This is a genomic window from Nocardia sp. CWNU-33 (assembly GCF_046764895.1).
Classification (GTDB): domain Bacteria; phylum Actinomycetota; class Actinomycetes; order Mycobacteriales; family Mycobacteriaceae; genus Nocardia.
Map to the genome: position 1 here is coordinate 31,941 of NZ_JBKOQN010000028.1, position 16,135 is coordinate 48,075.

General features: G+C 67.5%; 4 protein-coding genes. All 4 read left to right on the forward strand.

What is annotated here, in order from left to right:
• The first annotated feature begins 328 nt into the window (after positions 1–328).
• The 4 genes from ACLMAL_RS29450 to ACLMAL_RS29465 are packed head-to-tail and all read left to right on the forward strand — an operon-like array spanning position 329 to position 16,117.
• A complete protein-coding gene (locus ACLMAL_RS29450; RefSeq protein WP_412002060.1) occupies positions 329–13,522 on the forward strand; it encodes an amino acid adenylation domain-containing protein in 13,194 nt (4,397 codons plus the stop codon).
• A complete protein-coding gene (locus ACLMAL_RS29455) occupies positions 13,519–14,493 on the forward strand; it encodes an ATP-binding cassette domain-containing protein (RefSeq protein WP_412002061.1) in 975 nt (324 codons plus the stop codon). Before ACLMAL_RS29450 ends, ACLMAL_RS29455 begins: the two co-directional genes overlap by 4 nt.
• Complete coding sequence (locus tag ACLMAL_RS29460) at positions 14,490–15,308, forward strand: ABC transporter permease (protein WP_412002062.1); 819 nt, start codon at positions 14,490–14,492, stop codon at positions 15,306–15,308. The genes ACLMAL_RS29455 and ACLMAL_RS29460 overlap by 4 nt, the downstream gene beginning before the upstream one ends.
• Positions 15,308–16,117 (forward strand): ABC transporter permease, encoded by an 810-nt coding sequence (locus ACLMAL_RS29465; protein ID WP_328409971.1) that lies wholly within the window; start codon positions 15,308–15,310, stop codon positions 16,115–16,117. The genes ACLMAL_RS29460 and ACLMAL_RS29465 overlap by 1 nt, the downstream gene beginning before the upstream one ends.
• Positions 16,118–16,135 lie beyond the last annotated feature (18 nt).

Consider the following 16,135-nt stretch of genomic DNA (forward strand, 5'->3'; position numbering starts at 1 on the left):
GGATCCGCCCGGCTTCTCGCCATCAGGATTTCGTAATTCAACGCTGTGAGCTGGTGAAACGTGGCGCTTCGCCGATGGCCCTCGGAGCTGGGATAGGGGAGGAAACCGACAACTCATGCCGGACGGTGCCGAGATCACCAACATTCCGAAGACGCCACCTGTCGACACCATCGAGGGGAAAATAGCGATGTGCAAGCCGGTCGGATCATCCGTATCAGCAGTCGTTTCGATGTGGCCTGGCCTGGTCGGCTGACGCGTGGCGAGCACCGAGGATCGACTATTGCTCGACCAGCGGACCGAGGTCCACGATCAGCATGCAGGAATACCCATGCAGCAGCAATCCCGCTCGCCCATCGCGGCGAGCAACGGTTTGCCCGCGGGTGCGTTCGCGCTGTCCGCGGCCCAACGCGGAATCTGGTTCGCCCAGCACTTTGCTGGTGACAACCCGATTTCCATCGCCCAGTACGTCGAATTCGTCGGATCGGTCGACGTCGACATACTGGCAGATTCGGCGCGTCAGGCCGGGCGCGAGTTCGGTACCGGCTATCTGCGCCTGATCGAGGTCGACGACGCCCCGTTCCAGGTCATCGACACCACCTTGGACGACCACACCACCATCCACGACCTGCGCGCCGAACCCGATCCGGCGGCGGCGGCGCAGGCGTGGATGCGGGCGGAGTACACCGCGCCGCTCGACCTGCTGCGCGATCGGCTGTGTGAGGTCACGATGCTGCGCCTCGCCGACGACCACTGGTACTGGTATTCGCGAATCCATCACATCGTGCTCGACGGCGTCGGTGCGATCACCATGATGCAGCGCACGATGGATCTCTACAACGCGGCCATCGAGGGGCAGCAGCCCCCGGAAGGCAAGGCAGAGGACCTGCGCAAGATCGTCGACGCGGACGTGGCCTATCGCGACTCGCAGCGTTTCGAGTCCGACCGGCAGTACTGGCGTGAACACCTGGCCGGGATGGCGGAGCCGGTGAACCTTGCGGGCCGCTTCGCCGCGGTCGACGCGCACCCGCGGCTGGTCAGCGGCGCACTGTCGGCCGAAACCGCCGAACTGCTCGATGCCGTCGCGAAGGCGAGTTCGTCGAGCATGGCACCGGTGATTGTGGCCGCGTTCGCCGCGTATCTCGCCGCCATGACCGGTGCGCCGGAGGTGGCGCTGAGTCTGCCGGTGTCCGCCCGCACGACCGCGTCGCTGCGGCGCTCGGGCGGCATGGTCGCCAATGTCGTGCCGCTGCGCCTCACCCTGGATCCGACCGCGACGGTGGGCGAGCTGATCCGGGCGACGCAGCGCGAGCTCACCGGCGCGCTGCGGCGACCGCGCTATCGGCAGGAAGACATCGTCCGCGATCTCGGCTGGGCGCTGGACGAGGCGGCCTCGTTCGGTCCGACGGTGAACCTGATGATGATGGACTCCCGGATCCGCCTCGGGTCGGTCACCGGTCGCCTGCATGTGCTCACCTCCGGGATGATCGAAGACCTGTTCGTCAACGTGTATCCCGGCGTGGCGGGCGAGCGCACCCACATCGATTTCCAGGCCAACCCGAATCTCTACAGTGACACCGAGCTGGTCGCACACCACGGCCGTTTCGGCGCTTTCCTGTCCCGCTTCCTCGCAGCGGGCGCGGATGCGGCGCTGTCCACGGTGCAGGTCGTTTCCGAGGCCGAGCAGGCCGAGCTGGTTCCCGCGTATGGTCCGAACGGGGTTGTGCCGCAAACGCTTCCGGACATCCTGGCCGCGGGCGCTGCTATCGAACCCGGCGCGGTCGCCATCCGGGCGGGCGAGGTCGCGATGACCTACCGTGAGCTCGACGAACACTCGAATAGGTTGGCCCGCCTGCTGATCGCGACGGGTGCGGGCCCGGAGCGCACGGTGGCGATCTCGATTCCGCGCTCGCTGGATTCCGTGGTCGGGTTGTGGGCGGAGGCCAAGACCGGTGCGGCGTTCGTGCCGATCGACCCGAGCTATCCCGCGGACCGTATCCAGCACATGGTCGGCGACAGCGGGATCGTCGCCGGTCTCACCGTCGCCGCGGCACGGGAATCGCTGCCGGACCGGGTGACCTGGTTGATCATGGACGACGACGCGACCGATCGCATGGCCGCGATGCAGGATTCGTCGCCGATCACCGATGCGGAGCGCGCTGCGCCCGTGCTGCTCGACCAGACCGCCTACGTCATCTACACCTCGGGATCGACGGGCCTGCCCAAGGGAGTCATGGTGTCGCATCGTGGGCTGGCGAATCTGGCTACCGGCTCCGGCTCCAGCTTCGGTGTGACGGCCGATTCCGTTGTAGCGCATGCTGTCTCGCCGAGTTTCGATATTTCGGTGGAGGAACTGCTCGTCGCCTTCGCCGTCGGCGCGACGGTCGCGGTGGTGCCGCCGTCGGCATACGCGGGCGAGGATATGGCGCAGGTGCTGCGCACGCACGGCGTCACCCATCTGAATGTGACTCCCGCCGTGGTGGGTTCGCTCGATCCCGCGACCCTGCCCGCGCTGCGCACCGTCATCGTCGGCGGCGACGCCTGCCCGCCGGAGTTGGTGGCGAAGTGGTCGGATCGCAGACTGTTGAACGGGTACGGGCCCACCGAAACCACTGTCACCACGACCCTGAGCGCACCGATGGCGCCGGACGCACCCGTCACGATCGGCAGCCTGGTGCGTGGCGTCTCGGCCGTCGTGCTCGATCCCTGGTTGCGGCCGGTGGCCACCGGCACGATCGGGGAGCTGTATTTGGCAGGCGACGGCGTCGCCCGCGGCTACCACCAGCGCAACGGGCTCACCGCGAGCCGATTCGTCGCCAACCCGTACGAGCCGGGTGCTCGCATGTACCGCACCGGAGATCTGGCGCGCTGGCATCGGCGGGCGGGGCGGCTCGAGCTGGACTATGCGGGGCGCAGCGACTTCCAGGTGAAGGTGCGCGGATTCCGCATCGAGCTCGGTGAGGTGGACGCCGCGCTGCAGCGCCACCCCGACATCGACTTCACCCTCACCATCGGCGCGACGACACCGTCCGGAGCCACCGCGCTGGTGTCGTATGTGCTGGCGAAGCCGGGCCCGCAGGTGCACCCCGAGGAATTGAAAGCATTTGTCGGCGAGACACTTCCGGCCCACATGGTGCCGACTGTCATCATGCTGCTCGACAGCTTGCCGCTCACTCCGGTCGGCAAGGTGGATCGACGGGCGCTGCCCGCGCCGGATTTCACCGCTCGCAGTGTTGTGAAGCGCGCGCCGAGCACACCGAACGAAGAAGTTCTCGCACCGCTGTTCGCCGAGGTGCTCGGGTTGGACGAGGTGGGTGTCGACGAGAACTTCTTCGCGCTCGGCGGCGACAGCATCGTGTCCATTCAGCTGGTGTCACGGGCACGGGCGGCAGGTCTGTCGTTCAGCGCGCGAGATGTGTTCGAGCGCAAGACCGTTGCCGGACTGGCCGCCGTTGCCACCGACGCGGCCGCACATCAGGTGCGCGAACTGCCCGGTGGTGGTGTCGGCCCGGTCGAGCTCACGCCGATCGTGCACGCGATGCTGGAGCACGGCGAGCCGTGGCAGCGGTTCAGTCAGGCCGTACTGGTCGGCCTGCCCCGCGGCGTCGAGCGAGCACAGCTGACCAAGGCCCTGGCGACGCTCATCGATCACCACGATGTGCTACGCAGCACGCTGCGACAATCGGCGGCGGGCTGGGAATGGATTGTCGGCGCGGCTGGTTCGGTCGATGCCGACAACCTCATCGACGTCGTGGCCGCCGGTTCGGATCCGACCGAGACCTACGAACGCGAGTTGCAGCGCGCGGCCGATCTGCTCGATCCGGCCGCGGGCGTCGTGGCCCGCGTGGTACTGATCGAGTCACCGGAGGTGGATCCGCGGCTGTGGCTGGTGCTGCACCATCTTGTGGTCGACGGTGTGTCGTGGCGAATTCTGTTGCCGGACTTGGTCACTGCCATGATCGGCGGGAAGCTGGAGCCGGTCGGTACGTCGATGCGGCGCTGGGCGCACGGCCAGGTCGAGGCCGCGGTCGGCCGAGCCGGTGAACTCCCGGTGTGGCAGCGGATTCTGGCCACTCCCGATCAGGAACTCGGTGCCCGCGAGCTGGATCCGGCGCTGGACGTGGTCGCGACCATGGCGGATGTGCGCACGACGGTACCGGCCGAGGTGGCGAGTGTCGTGCTCGAACTGGTGCCGGACCGATTCCACTGCGGCGCCGACGACGCGCTGCTCACCGCGCTCGCCATGGCCGTATGCCGCTGGCGTCCGCGTACGGCTGTGCTGCTCACGCTGGAGGGCCACGGGCGCGAGGAGGCCGTGCTGCCGCACGCCGCCGTCGACCGCACCGTTGGCTGGTTCACCAGTGTCTATCCGGTCGCGATCGACCTCACCGGCATCGACCTCGACGACGCCTTCGCGGGCGGCCCCGCCGCGGGAGCCGCCATCAAGGCCGCAAAGGAACAGTTGCGAGCGATTCCGGACAAGGGCGTCGGCTACGGCATGCTGCGCTACCTGATTCCGGAAACCGCTGCAGCCCTGACGGATACCGGGACCCCACAGATCAGCTTCAACTATCTCGGACGCGCGGCAACCGGAGGCGCGGGCGCAACCTGGCAGCCGGAGCGATTCGCCGCGACCAACGACGACCGCGCGCCCTTGGCGGCTGTCGTCGACATCAACGCCATCATGGGCGACACCGAGCTCGAGGTGACCTGGGGCTACGCGTCACGGATTCTCGACGAGGCACAGGTGCGTGAGCTCGCCGAGCTGTGGGCGGACGCCTTGCGCGCCCTGGCCGCGCATGCGCGGACCGCAGGTGCGGGCGGCCACACACCGTCGGATTTCGACCTCGTCGGGGTGACCGCAGGCCAGCTGGACGGCTGGGAGCAGAGCTACCCGAATCTGACCGACGTGTGGCCGCTCTCGCCACTGCAGTACGGCCTGCTCTTCCACGCCTGGTACGACTCCGACACCGCCGACGGATACACCGTGCAGACCAGGCTCGCCCTCGCCGGTCGCGTCGATGCGGCCCGTTTGCGTTCGGCCGCACAGGCATTGGTCGAACGGCACGAGAATCTGCGGGTCGCCTATGTGGATACCGACGACGGTCCACGCCAGCTCGTGCTCGCGACCGCCGAGATACGGTGGTACGACCTGGATCTGAGCGCGATCACCGACAACGCCGAACGAGACCGCGAACTGGAACGCCTCATCGAGGTCGACGCGAGCACTCGCTTCGACCTCACTCGTCCGCCGCTGCTGCGCTTCACCCTCGTCAGGACCGCCGCCCAGGACTACACGCTGGTGATGACGAATCATCACCTGGTGCTCGACGGGTGGTCGACCCCGCTGCTGGTGCGCGAGCTACTGGCGATCTACATCACCGCCGGCGCGGCGGGGCAGCTCCCCGCGCTGCCACCGGCCCCCTCCTACCGGGAGTTCCTGTCCTGGCTCGACAGACAGGACAACGCGGCCTCGATCGCGGCGTGGCAGCAGTCGCTGGCCGGGATCGACGCTCCGACGCGCGCGGTGCCGACACTGGCGGGGATCGAATCCACCGAATCCGGCATGGTTTCGGTGGATCTGTCCGCCGATGCCGTTGCGCGGCTGGAGAAGTCCGCGCGCGAGGCGGGCGCAACGGTCAACACCTCGGTGCAGGTCGCGTGGGCGCTGCTGCTCGCGATGTTGACCGGCCGGAGCGATGTGGTGTTCGGCGGCACGGTCTCCGGCCGGCCGCCGCAGCTGGCGGGCGTCGAGGACATGGTCGGATTGTTCATCAACACGCTGCCGGTGCGGGTGCGCCTCGAGCCGGGCGAGCGGGTCGTCGATCTGCTGGCTCGCGTCCAGTCCGAGCAGGCGCGGCTGCTGGATCACCAGCATGTCGGGCTCGCCGCGATCCATCAGGCCGTCGGGCTTGCCGAACTGTTCGACACGCTCACCGTTTTCGAGTCCTACCCGATCGATCGGGAGGTGCTGTCGCAGTCGCTGGATATCGCGGGCATGCGGGTGCTCGATGTGACGGGGACCGACGCGACGCCGTATCCGTTGAACCTCATGGTCATTCCGCTGCCTGGCGGGCCTGCGGGCGACAGCATGCGGATCACCGTGAAGTTCATGGCCGACCAGCTGGCGGCGCCCGCGGCGCGCCGGTTGCTCGACCGATTCGTGCTGCTGCTGACACAGATCGCCGAAAAACCACAGCAGGCGGTGGCGCTGGTGCAGCATTGCGATCGCGACGAACGCGTCGCCTTGCTGCCGGTCCGCGGGGCCGCCCCGATGCCGCTGCGTACGCTGCCCGAAATCCTGACCTCCGGTGCGGCCATCGTCCCTGATGCCACTGCTGTCAGTGCCGGCGGCGTGTCCATGACCTACCGCGAACTCGATGCCTGGTCGAATCGATTCGCCAGGGTGCTGCTGCGTCGCGGTGTCGGCCCCGAAGTGTTCGTCGTGCTCGCGCTCACCCGCTCGGTGGAGTCGGTGGTCGCGGTGTGGGCGATGGCCAAAACCGGCGCGGCCTTCGCGCCACTGGACCCGAGCTATCCGCCGGAGCGGATCGAGCACATCCTCACCGACTCCAAAGCGCCGATCGGCGTGACGGTCTGCGCGACCGGCGAGACCTTGCCCGGCACCATCGACTGGCTGCTGCTGGACGATCTCAACACCATCCGCAAGGTGATGACGGTTTCCGACGCGCCCATCACCGACGCGGATCGTGGCCACGCCATCGACATCGAGCAGACCGCCTACTTGATCTACACCTCGGGTTCCACCGGCAAGCCGAAGGCCGTGCTGCTGAGCCATCGCGGCCTGGCGAACCTGGTGACGACCCAGAGCAATTCGCTCGATCTCGACCCGACCGCACGCGTATTGCAGGTCGCTTCACCGAGTTTCGACGCATCGGTGTTCGAGCTGCTGATGGCGCACGCAACCGGCGCGAAGCTGGTGCTGTCACCGCCGGATGTGTACGGCGGCAGTGCGCTCGAGCAGTTGATCCGCGACGAAAAGATCACCCATGCGGTCATCACGCCGTCGGTGCTCGCCACCATGGATCCCAGCGACCTCATCGAGCTGCGCATGCTGTCGGTGGCCGGTGAGGCGATCAGTCCGGAGCTGACGGCCCAGTGGGCGCCGGGTCGCCGAATGGTGAACCTGTACGGCCCAACGGAATTCAGCATCTGGGCGACAGGACCGAGCGAGCTTCGAATCGGCGAACCGGTCACCATCGGCGGACCGGTTCAGGGCGCGGCGGTGATGGTGCTCGACCCATGGCTGCGTCCCGTCCCGGTCGGCATCACCGGTGAGCTGTACCTGGCGGGGCCTGCCCTGGCGCGCGGCTACTTCAATCGGTTCTCGATGACCGCGGGCCGATTCGTCGCCAACCCGTACGGTGCGCCGGGGGAGCGGATGTACCGCACCGGTGACATGGTGCGATGGGTGCCGGATAAGCCTGGTGAGCTGGACTACCAGGGCCGCAGCGACTTCCAGGTGAAGATTCGCGGCCTGCGTATCGAACTCGGCGAGATCGATGCGGTGCTCACCGCCGACGAACGGGTGGAATACGCGGCGACGATCGGCCGTACCGGACCGGCGGGAGAGACCGTGCTGGTGTCCTATGTGGTTCCCGTCGCCGGGGTGGAGCTGGACACCGAGCAGTTGCGCAACCAGATCGCCACCACACTGCCCGGGTATATGGTCCCCGGCTATCTCATCGCACTCGACGAGGTTCCGCTGACCCCGGTGGGCAAGCTGGACCGCAACGCGCTGCCGGTGCCCGATTTCGCGGTCTCGCGACGCGCCTATCTCGCGCCGCGCACACCCGTCGAGCAGGCCGTCGCGGAGGTGTTCGCCGACGTGCTCGACACCGAGCGGGTCAGCATCGACGAATCGTTCTTCGAGCTCGGCGGCAACTCACTGAGCGCAACCCGGGTCGTCGCCAGGATCAATGCGGCACTCGGTGCGCGGATTGCACTGCGCGACCTCTTCGATGCCCCGACCATCGCCCAGCTTTCCGCGCGGATCGTGCCCGCCGCCGATGGCGATCGGACCAGGTTCGTGCTCGCGCCGCGGATCCGGCCGGACCGGATTCCGTTGTCGCCCGCGCAACAGCGCATGTGGGTGCTCAATCAGTTGGATCCCGGTTCACCCGCCTACAACATCGCGGTGGCGCTGCGGCTCACCGGCACGCTCGATATCGATGCCTTGCAGGTGGCGGTGGCGGATGTCGTCGACCGGCACGAAAGTCTGCGCACCGTGTATCCCGCCGACGCGGAGGGGTCGCGGCAGGTGGTCTTGCGTGGTGCGGCAGCGTTGCCCGCGCTCACCGTGGTGGACACCGAAGACGGTGTGCCGCTGCATAATCGGATCGCCGAGCTGACCGGTACCGGATTCGACATCGGCACCGCGCCGCCGCTGCGGGTCGGCTTGCTGCGTGTCGCGCCCGAGGTCCACGTGGTGGTCCTCGTGGTCCATCACATCAGCGCCGACGGTTCGTCGATGGCGCCGCTGGCCGGTGACCTGATGACTGCCTATGCCGCAGGCACGGCGGGACCGCCACCGGCCGTACAGTATGCCGATTACGCGCTCTGGCACCGCGAGCTGCTCGGTGACGAGCGCGATCCCGAGTCGATGGCCGCGCGCCAGATCGGTTACTGGACCGGCGCGCTGACCGGCGCACCCGATCTGCTCGAACTCCCCGCCGACCGACCGCGGCCCGCCATGCAGACAATGCGCAGCGCCGATGTGGATTTCGAGATCGACGCGGCACTGCACCGGGCCATGGGCGAGCTCGCGGCCACGGCCGACGTCAGCCTGTTCATGGTTGTGCACGCCGCGCTCGCGGTGCTGCTCGCCCGCCTCGGCGGCACCGACGACGTCGTGATCGGCACAGCGATCGCCGGTCGCGGCGAGGCGGCCCTCGACGGGCTGGTCGGCATGTTCGTCAACACCCTTGCCCTGCGCACATCGGTCGATCCGAACACGGGCTTCCGTGAGTTCCTCGCGACGGTGCGCTCGACCGACCTCGACGCGTTCGGCAACGCCGATGTGCCGTTCGAACGGCTCGTCCAGGTGCTGAATCCGACGCGGTCGACGGCGCACCACCCGATCTTCCAGGTATCGCTGTCGCTACAGAACTTCGTCGAGCCGACCCTCGAATTGCCCGGTCTGCGCATCGAGGTCGAGAACCTCGACCGGGACGCCGCGCAGTTCGACCTGACTTTCGATCTGCGAGAACATCTCTCGGGGACCGAACCGGCCGGGCTGAGCGGCGTGCTGTCCTACGCGACGGACCTGTTCGACGCGGCCACCGCGGCGACACTGGTGGCCCGATGGCAGCGCGTGCTGAACGCGGTGGTCGCCGACAGTGACCAGGCAATCTCCGATATCGATGTGCTCGAGGAATCCGAGCGCGAAACACTGGTTCCCGTGCGCGGGCCCGCCAGCAGCGGGACCATGACGCTCGCGCAGGTCCTGGCTGCGGCGGCGTCGACGCATCCGGAGCGACCTGCGCTCGTCGTCGACGGGCGCACCACTACCTACCGCGCGCTGGACGCCCGCGCCAACAAGCTCGCTCGAGTCCTGATCAGTGCCGGTGTCGGGCCGGAAACCGTGGTCGCGCTCGGTCTCACCCGCGGGGCCGAACTGCTCACCGGCATGTGGGCGGCGGCCAAGGCCGGTGCTGCTTTCCTGCCTGTCGATCCGAAGTACCCGGCCGACCGCATCGAGCACATGCTCACCGATTCCGGCGCGGTGCTCGGACTCACCGTGGCCGCACATCGAGCCCAATTGCCAGACGGCGCACAGTGGCTGGTACTCGACGATGCCGAGTTCACCGCGCGCATCCAGCCGATGGGCGAGGATGCCGTGCGGGCCGACGAGCTGCGCAGCCCGGTTCATCTGGACCAACCCGCATGGATGATCTACACATCAGGGTCGACCGGAACACCGAAAGGTGTCTCGGTGTCGCATCGCGGCATCGCCGATCTGGTTGCGGCGCAACAGGAACAGCTCGCGCTCGACGAGAATTCGCGAGTCCTACAGGTGGCGTCACCGAGTTTCGACGCCTCGGTGTTCGAGGCGATGATGGCGTTCGGCTCGGGCAGTGCGTCGGTGGTCGCGCCGCCGGATGTTTTCGGCGGCATACCGCTTGCCGAGCTGATCGGCGCCGAGCAAGTGACGCATATGGTGATCACCCCGTCGGCGCTGGCAACGATGGACCCCGCGGCGGTGCCGAGCGTGCAGGTGCTCGCGGTGGTCGGTGAGGCGGTCGGCGCGGAACTGGTCGAGCGGTGGGCGCGGGGGCGCACCATGGTGAACCTCTATGGACCCACCGAATCCACCATCTGGACAACGAGTTCCACCGCAATGGCCGTGGGTGCTCCGGTGACCATCGGCCGCCCGATTCGTGGTTCGGCGGTCCTGGTGCTCGACGATCGGCTACGCCCGGTCCCGGTCGGGGTCGCAGGCGAGCTGTACATTGCGGGATCCGCGCTGGCCAGGGGCTACCACGGCAGACCGGAGCTGAACGCAACCCGGTTCGTCGCCGATCCGTTCGGCGCGCCGGGCGAGCGGATTTACCGCACCGGTGACCTCGTCCGGTGGACGCGCGACCGGCAGCTGGAGTACATCGGGCGGACCGATTTCCAGGTCAAGGTGCGCGGGCAGCGTATCGAGCTCGGCGAGATCGATGCGGTGCTCGGGCGCACCGACGGTGTGGAATTCGCGGTGACGCTCGGTGTGCGCGGGCCGGCGGGCTCGACGGCACTGGCAGCCTATGTGGTTGCGGCGGCCGGCCACACGCTCGACCTCGCGCAACTGCGCGCCTTCGCTGCGGAAACCTTGCCCGCGTACATGGTTCCTGCCGCGTTCGTCGTCCTCGACGAGATCCCGATCAACGCGGTCGGCAAGCTCGATCGCCGCGCGTTGCCCGATCCGGTGTTCGACGATGTCGAGACCGAATACCGGGCGCCGCAAACACCTTCCGAGGAGCGGCTCGCGGAGATCTTTGCGGAGCTGCTCGGCCGCGAAAAGGTGGGCGTGCACGATTCGTTCTTCGCTCTCGGTGGCGACAGCATTCTCGCGATCCAACTGGTGTCGCGGGCGCGGATGCACGGCCTGGTGCTCACACCGCTGCAAATATTCGAGCACCGCACCGTCGAAGCGCTTGCGGCGCTCGCCGACGCCGCAGGCGAGGTGGTGGTTCTGGAGGAGCTGCCCGGCGGCGGCGTGGGTGCGCTGCCGCTGACGCCGATCGTGCGATACATGATCGAGCGGGGCGGGAACTTCGACCGGTTCGCCCAGACCGCGGTCCTCGAGCTGCCGGTCGGCATCGAGCGCGCGCAACTCGTCGCGACGCTCGCGGCCGTCATCGACCGGCACGACATGCTGCGCGCCAGGCTGTCTCAGGACGCCACGGCCGAATGGCAGGTGCAGGTCGGCGAGCCCGGCTCGATCGAGGTGGACGCGCTCGTGCACCGCATCGAGTTCGACGCCGATGCCGACACCGTGGATGTCCGCGAATACGCCATCGCGGAAGTGGATTCCGCGCTGAACCGACTGGACCCGGCCAACGGTGGCGTCCTGCAGTTGATCTGGCTCGATCCCGTCGGCGACGCGGGTGCTCGGCACAGGCCCGGCCGGCTGATCGTCGTCGCGCACCACCTCGTCGTGGATGGTGTGTCATGGCGAATCCTGGTGCCGGACTTGATCGCCGCATGGGCCCAGGTCTCCACCGGCGGCACCCCGATCCTCGCCGAAACCGGAACTTCCATGCGTCGTTGGTCGCACGCGCTGACCGAGGAGGCACACCGCGAGGCTCGCACGGCCGAGCTCACCTACTGGCGTGACGTCGTCGACGGGCCCGACCCACTGATCGGCTCCCGCGAGCTCGACCCGGCCATCGATCAGGCGCACACCATGCGGATGGTCGAGTTCGATGTGTCCGCGGAGGCGACCACCGGACTACTGACGACACTGCCCGCACTCTTCCAGGGGGGCGCCGACGACGCTTTGCTCGCCACGTTGGCCTTGGCGCTGATGCGCTGGCGGGGGCGCGCGGAATTCGATGGTGACGCCGGAATTTCGCCGACGGACTCCTCTGGTGCGAGCAGCTCTGCGCTCATCCGGCTCGAAGGACACGGTCGTCAAGAGGAGGTGGTTCCCGGCGCCGATCTTTCGCGGACTGTCGGATGGTTCACCAGCATCTACCCGGTGCGATTGGATCTCGCCGAGATCGACCTCGACGCCGCGTTGTCCGGCGGCGCGGCGATGGGTTCGGCGATCCGGGTGGTGAAGCACCAGTTGCGTGCGATACCGGACAAGGGCATCGGTTTCGGGCTGCTGCGTTATCTGAACTCCGCTGCGGCGGAACAACTGCCGAAACGGCTGCCGGGGCGGGTCGGCTTCAACTATCTCGGCCGCTACGCCACGGCGAGTATTCCGGCCGGGTTGGAAGGGCTCGGCTGGCTGCCGACCGACGAGTTCGGCGACCTGCACGCCGCCGAGCATCCGGACGTGCAGTTGATGTCCGAGATCGACATCAACGCTGTCGTTCTCGGCGATCGACTGCACGTGAGCATCGGCTACCCCGAAACCCTGTTGGACCGCGCTGATGTCGAGGAGCTGGCGCGGATATGGACCGAAGCCCTCGGCGCAGCAGCGGAATTCGCGCAGACGCCGGAGGCGCAGCAGGCGGCCGCCGAGGAGGCTGCCCTTGCCGCGCAACCGGTCGCCGAGGCCGGGTCGGGCGGACTCGGACTCGACGTGCTGCTGCCGATCCGGCTCGGCGGGGACGAACCGGCATTGTTCTGCATCCACCCGTCGTCCGGAATGGCATGGACCTATCTCGGGCTGGCGGACGCACTGGCGCCGGGCCGTCCGATCTACGGCCTGCAGGCTCCGGATCTCAGTGGCGCACCGTCGGTTCGGTCCATCGAGGAGTTCGCCGACCGCTACGTCGCCGAGATCCGCCGGGTGCAACCCGACGGCCCCTACCATCTGCTCGGCTGGTCTTTCGGTGGGCTCATCGCGCAGGCGATCGCCACGAAGCTGGAGCAGGCCGGCGCATCGGTCGGGGTGCTGGCGTTGCTGGATGCCGACACCGCCGACATCGACGGTGACAGCATCGAGCGGCTCACCGCGGGCGCCTTCGTCAACACCTTCGGCGCGGTCTTCGGTATCCACGATGTTCCCGCCGAGGCGACCGCACAGGAGGCGGCGGATCTCATCCGCGATCGGATGGGTGGCGTCTCGATCATCGATGCGGACACCCTCGAGCGAATGGCAGGCTCCTACAACGCGTCGGCGCGCACCAGGACCGGCTATCAGCGACCGACCTACCACGGCGACGTGCTGTATTTCCACGCCACTGTGGACACTTCGGATATTTTCGGTCCGGATGGCTGGCGACCGTATGTCACCGGCGAGATCACCACCGTCGATGTCGACGTGACCCATGACGAACTGACCGCACCACACGCGCTGGCAACCATCGCCCGCGTACTCGACGAGCAGCTGGGAGGCAGGCGATGAGTTCCGACACCGGAGTCCTCGTCGAGGGCATCGAGAAATCCTTCGGCGCTGTGCAGGCATTGCGCGGTATCGATTTCACGGCCACCGAGGGGGAGGTGCTCGGCATCCTCGGACCCAACGGCGCGGGCAAGACCACTATGGTCAACATCCTGTCGACGTTGATCGTCCCGGACAAAGGCCGAGCCATGGTCGCGGGGCACGACGTCGTCGCCGATCCCGCGGCAGTGCGCAAATCCATCATGCTGACCGGGCAATTCGCCGCACTCGACGACATGCTCAGCGGCTACGAGAACCTCGTGCTGTTCGGCAGGTTGATGGGGCTGCGCAAGGGGGCCGCCAAGGCGCGCGCGGATGAGCTGCTCACCGAATTCGATCTGGTGGGCGCTGCGAGTCGCCGAGTCGGCACCTATTCGGGCGGCATGCGCAGGCGCATCGATATTGCCTGCGGTCTGGTGGTCCGACCGGATGTGGTGTTCCTCGACGAGCCGACCACCGGCCTGGATCCGCGCAGCAGACAAGGAGTATGGGACCTGGTGTCCAGCTTCAAGAAGAACGGCATCACCACCCTGCTGACCACCCAGTATCTGGAGGAAGCCGACGCACTCTGCGATCGGATCATCGTCATCGACCACGGGGTGGTGATCGCGCACGGCACCGCCGACGAGCTGAAATCGCGGACCGGCGGTAGCTACTGCGAGGTGGTGCCGCTGGATCTCAAGGATGTGCCCGCCATCGTGGCGGCGCTCGGATCACTGCTGCCGGAAGAGACTCGCACCGCACTGACACCCGACTCGGACCGCATCGCCATCCCGGCGGTCGACGGCGCCAAGACTCTCGCGGAGGCGCTGCGACGGTTGGACGGCGCCGGGATCGAATTGGTCGACATCGCGCTGCGCAGGCCGTCGCTCGACGATGTATTCCTGCAGCTGACCGGTCATCTCGCCTCGGTAGACGGTGAGGCGGGCTCATGACGGCGGGTACCTGGCTGACCTCAGCCCGCGCGACCCCGGCCACCGTGCAGCAGTGGTGGGTGCTCACCTCGCGGTTGATCGTGCCGTCGGTCAAGACCGGCGAAGTGCTGGCGTCGATTCTCGCGCCTGCGGCCTTCACCGCCAGCTTCTACATCCCGTTGAAGACGGTGATGACTTTCTCCGGCAATGGCTTCAGCAGCTACGCGCAGTACATGATGCCGCTGGTGATCCTGCAGGCGGCGGCCTTCACGGCCATCTCGGCCGCATTCCGCGCCGCCTCTGACGCTGTCGCGGGGTTGGACCGCCGGTTCGGCTCAATGCCCATTTGGCCGCTGGTACCCGTCGCGGCGCGCATGTCCGGCAATTTCTTTCGACTGCTCCTCGCCTTGGCCGCCGCGGTGGTGTGTGGGTATGTCATCGGCTTCCGTTTCCGTCTGGACACCGTCCACACGCTCGGTTTCCTGGCGTTCTCCTTGCTAATCGGCATCGCGTTCACGCTCGGCGCGGATGTCATCGGGACGGTGTCGAAGAGTCCCGAGACCGTCACGCAGGCGCTGGTGTTGCCGCCGTTGATCTTCGGCATGCTGTCGACGGGGCTGGCTCCAGCGAGCCAATTTCCGCACTGGGTGCAGTGGTTCGTGCGCAACCAGCCGGTCTCGCAGTTCGCCATCGCACTGCGGGCGCTGGCCGGCGACACCAAAGGCAACGCGGGTGAGGTGACCTGGTCGCTGATGGGCCCACCACTGTTGTGGGCGTTGGGGATCCTGGTCGTGTGTATTCCGATCGCCGTGCGGCTGAGCTCCAGGAGGGCGTGATGACACTGTTTGCCACGCCCAGCGTGCGCGGCTCCGAGACATCACCGGTGTCGCTGGTGCGGCACACGATTCTGCAGACACAGCGACTGCTGCTGCGTTCGGTGCGCCATCCGGTTGCCCTGCTCGAGACGCTGATTATCCCGTGTCTGCTGCTGTTCATGCTCGACACCGTGATCGGCGGTCAGATCGAGAAGTTCACCGGTGGCGATGGGCTCTACGGCTCGGTGCCGATGGTCGCGATCGTCGGCGCGCTATCCGGCGCGGTGGCCAGCGGCGTGATGCTCGGGCGCGAACGCGACGCTGGTCTGCTCGCCCGGTTCTGGGTGCTGCCGGTCCACCGCGCCTCCGGCCTGATGGCCAGGATCCTCGCCGAGGGTTGCCGCATCCTCGCCGGAACCGTCATCGTCGTCGTTGTCGGGCATCTGCTCGGGTTCCGCTTCCAGCAGGGTGTGCTCGCGGCGCTGGTGTTCCTGTTGGTGCCGGTGCTTTTCGGCCTCGCCTTCGCCACAATCGTCACCGCCATCGCGGTATACACCGCGAAAGCGACTCTCGTCGAAGGCATTACGATACTGAGCTCGCTGCTGATGTTCTTCAGCACCGGCTTCGTCCCGCTCGTTGCCTATCCGGAGTGGATTCAGCCGGTGGTGCGCAACCAGCCGCTGTCGGTCGCGGTCGACGCGATGCGGGCGCTTGCGCTCGGTGGCCCGCTCGCCAGGCCGCTGACCATGACGATCATCTGGTCGCTCGGCGCGATCATCGTGTTCGCCGTTCCTGCCGCGGTGGGCTATCGACGCGCCAGCCGGAGATAGATTCGGGCGCACTCGAAG

Coding starts and splice junctions, on each gene's coding strand:
- ACLMAL_RS29450 (WP_412002060.1), top strand. CDS start 329: ATGCAGCAGCAATCCCGCTCGCCCATCGCGGCGAGCAACGGTTTGCCC.
- ACLMAL_RS29455 (WP_412002061.1), top strand. CDS start 13,519: ATGAGTTCCGACACCGGAGTCCTCGTCGAGGGCATCGAGAAATCCTTC.
- ACLMAL_RS29460 (WP_412002062.1), top strand. CDS start 14,490: ATGACGGCGGGTACCTGGCTGACCTCAGCCCGCGCGACCCCGGCCACC.
- ACLMAL_RS29465 (WP_328409971.1), top strand. CDS start 15,308: ATGACACTGTTTGCCACGCCCAGCGTGCGCGGCTCCGAGACATCACCG.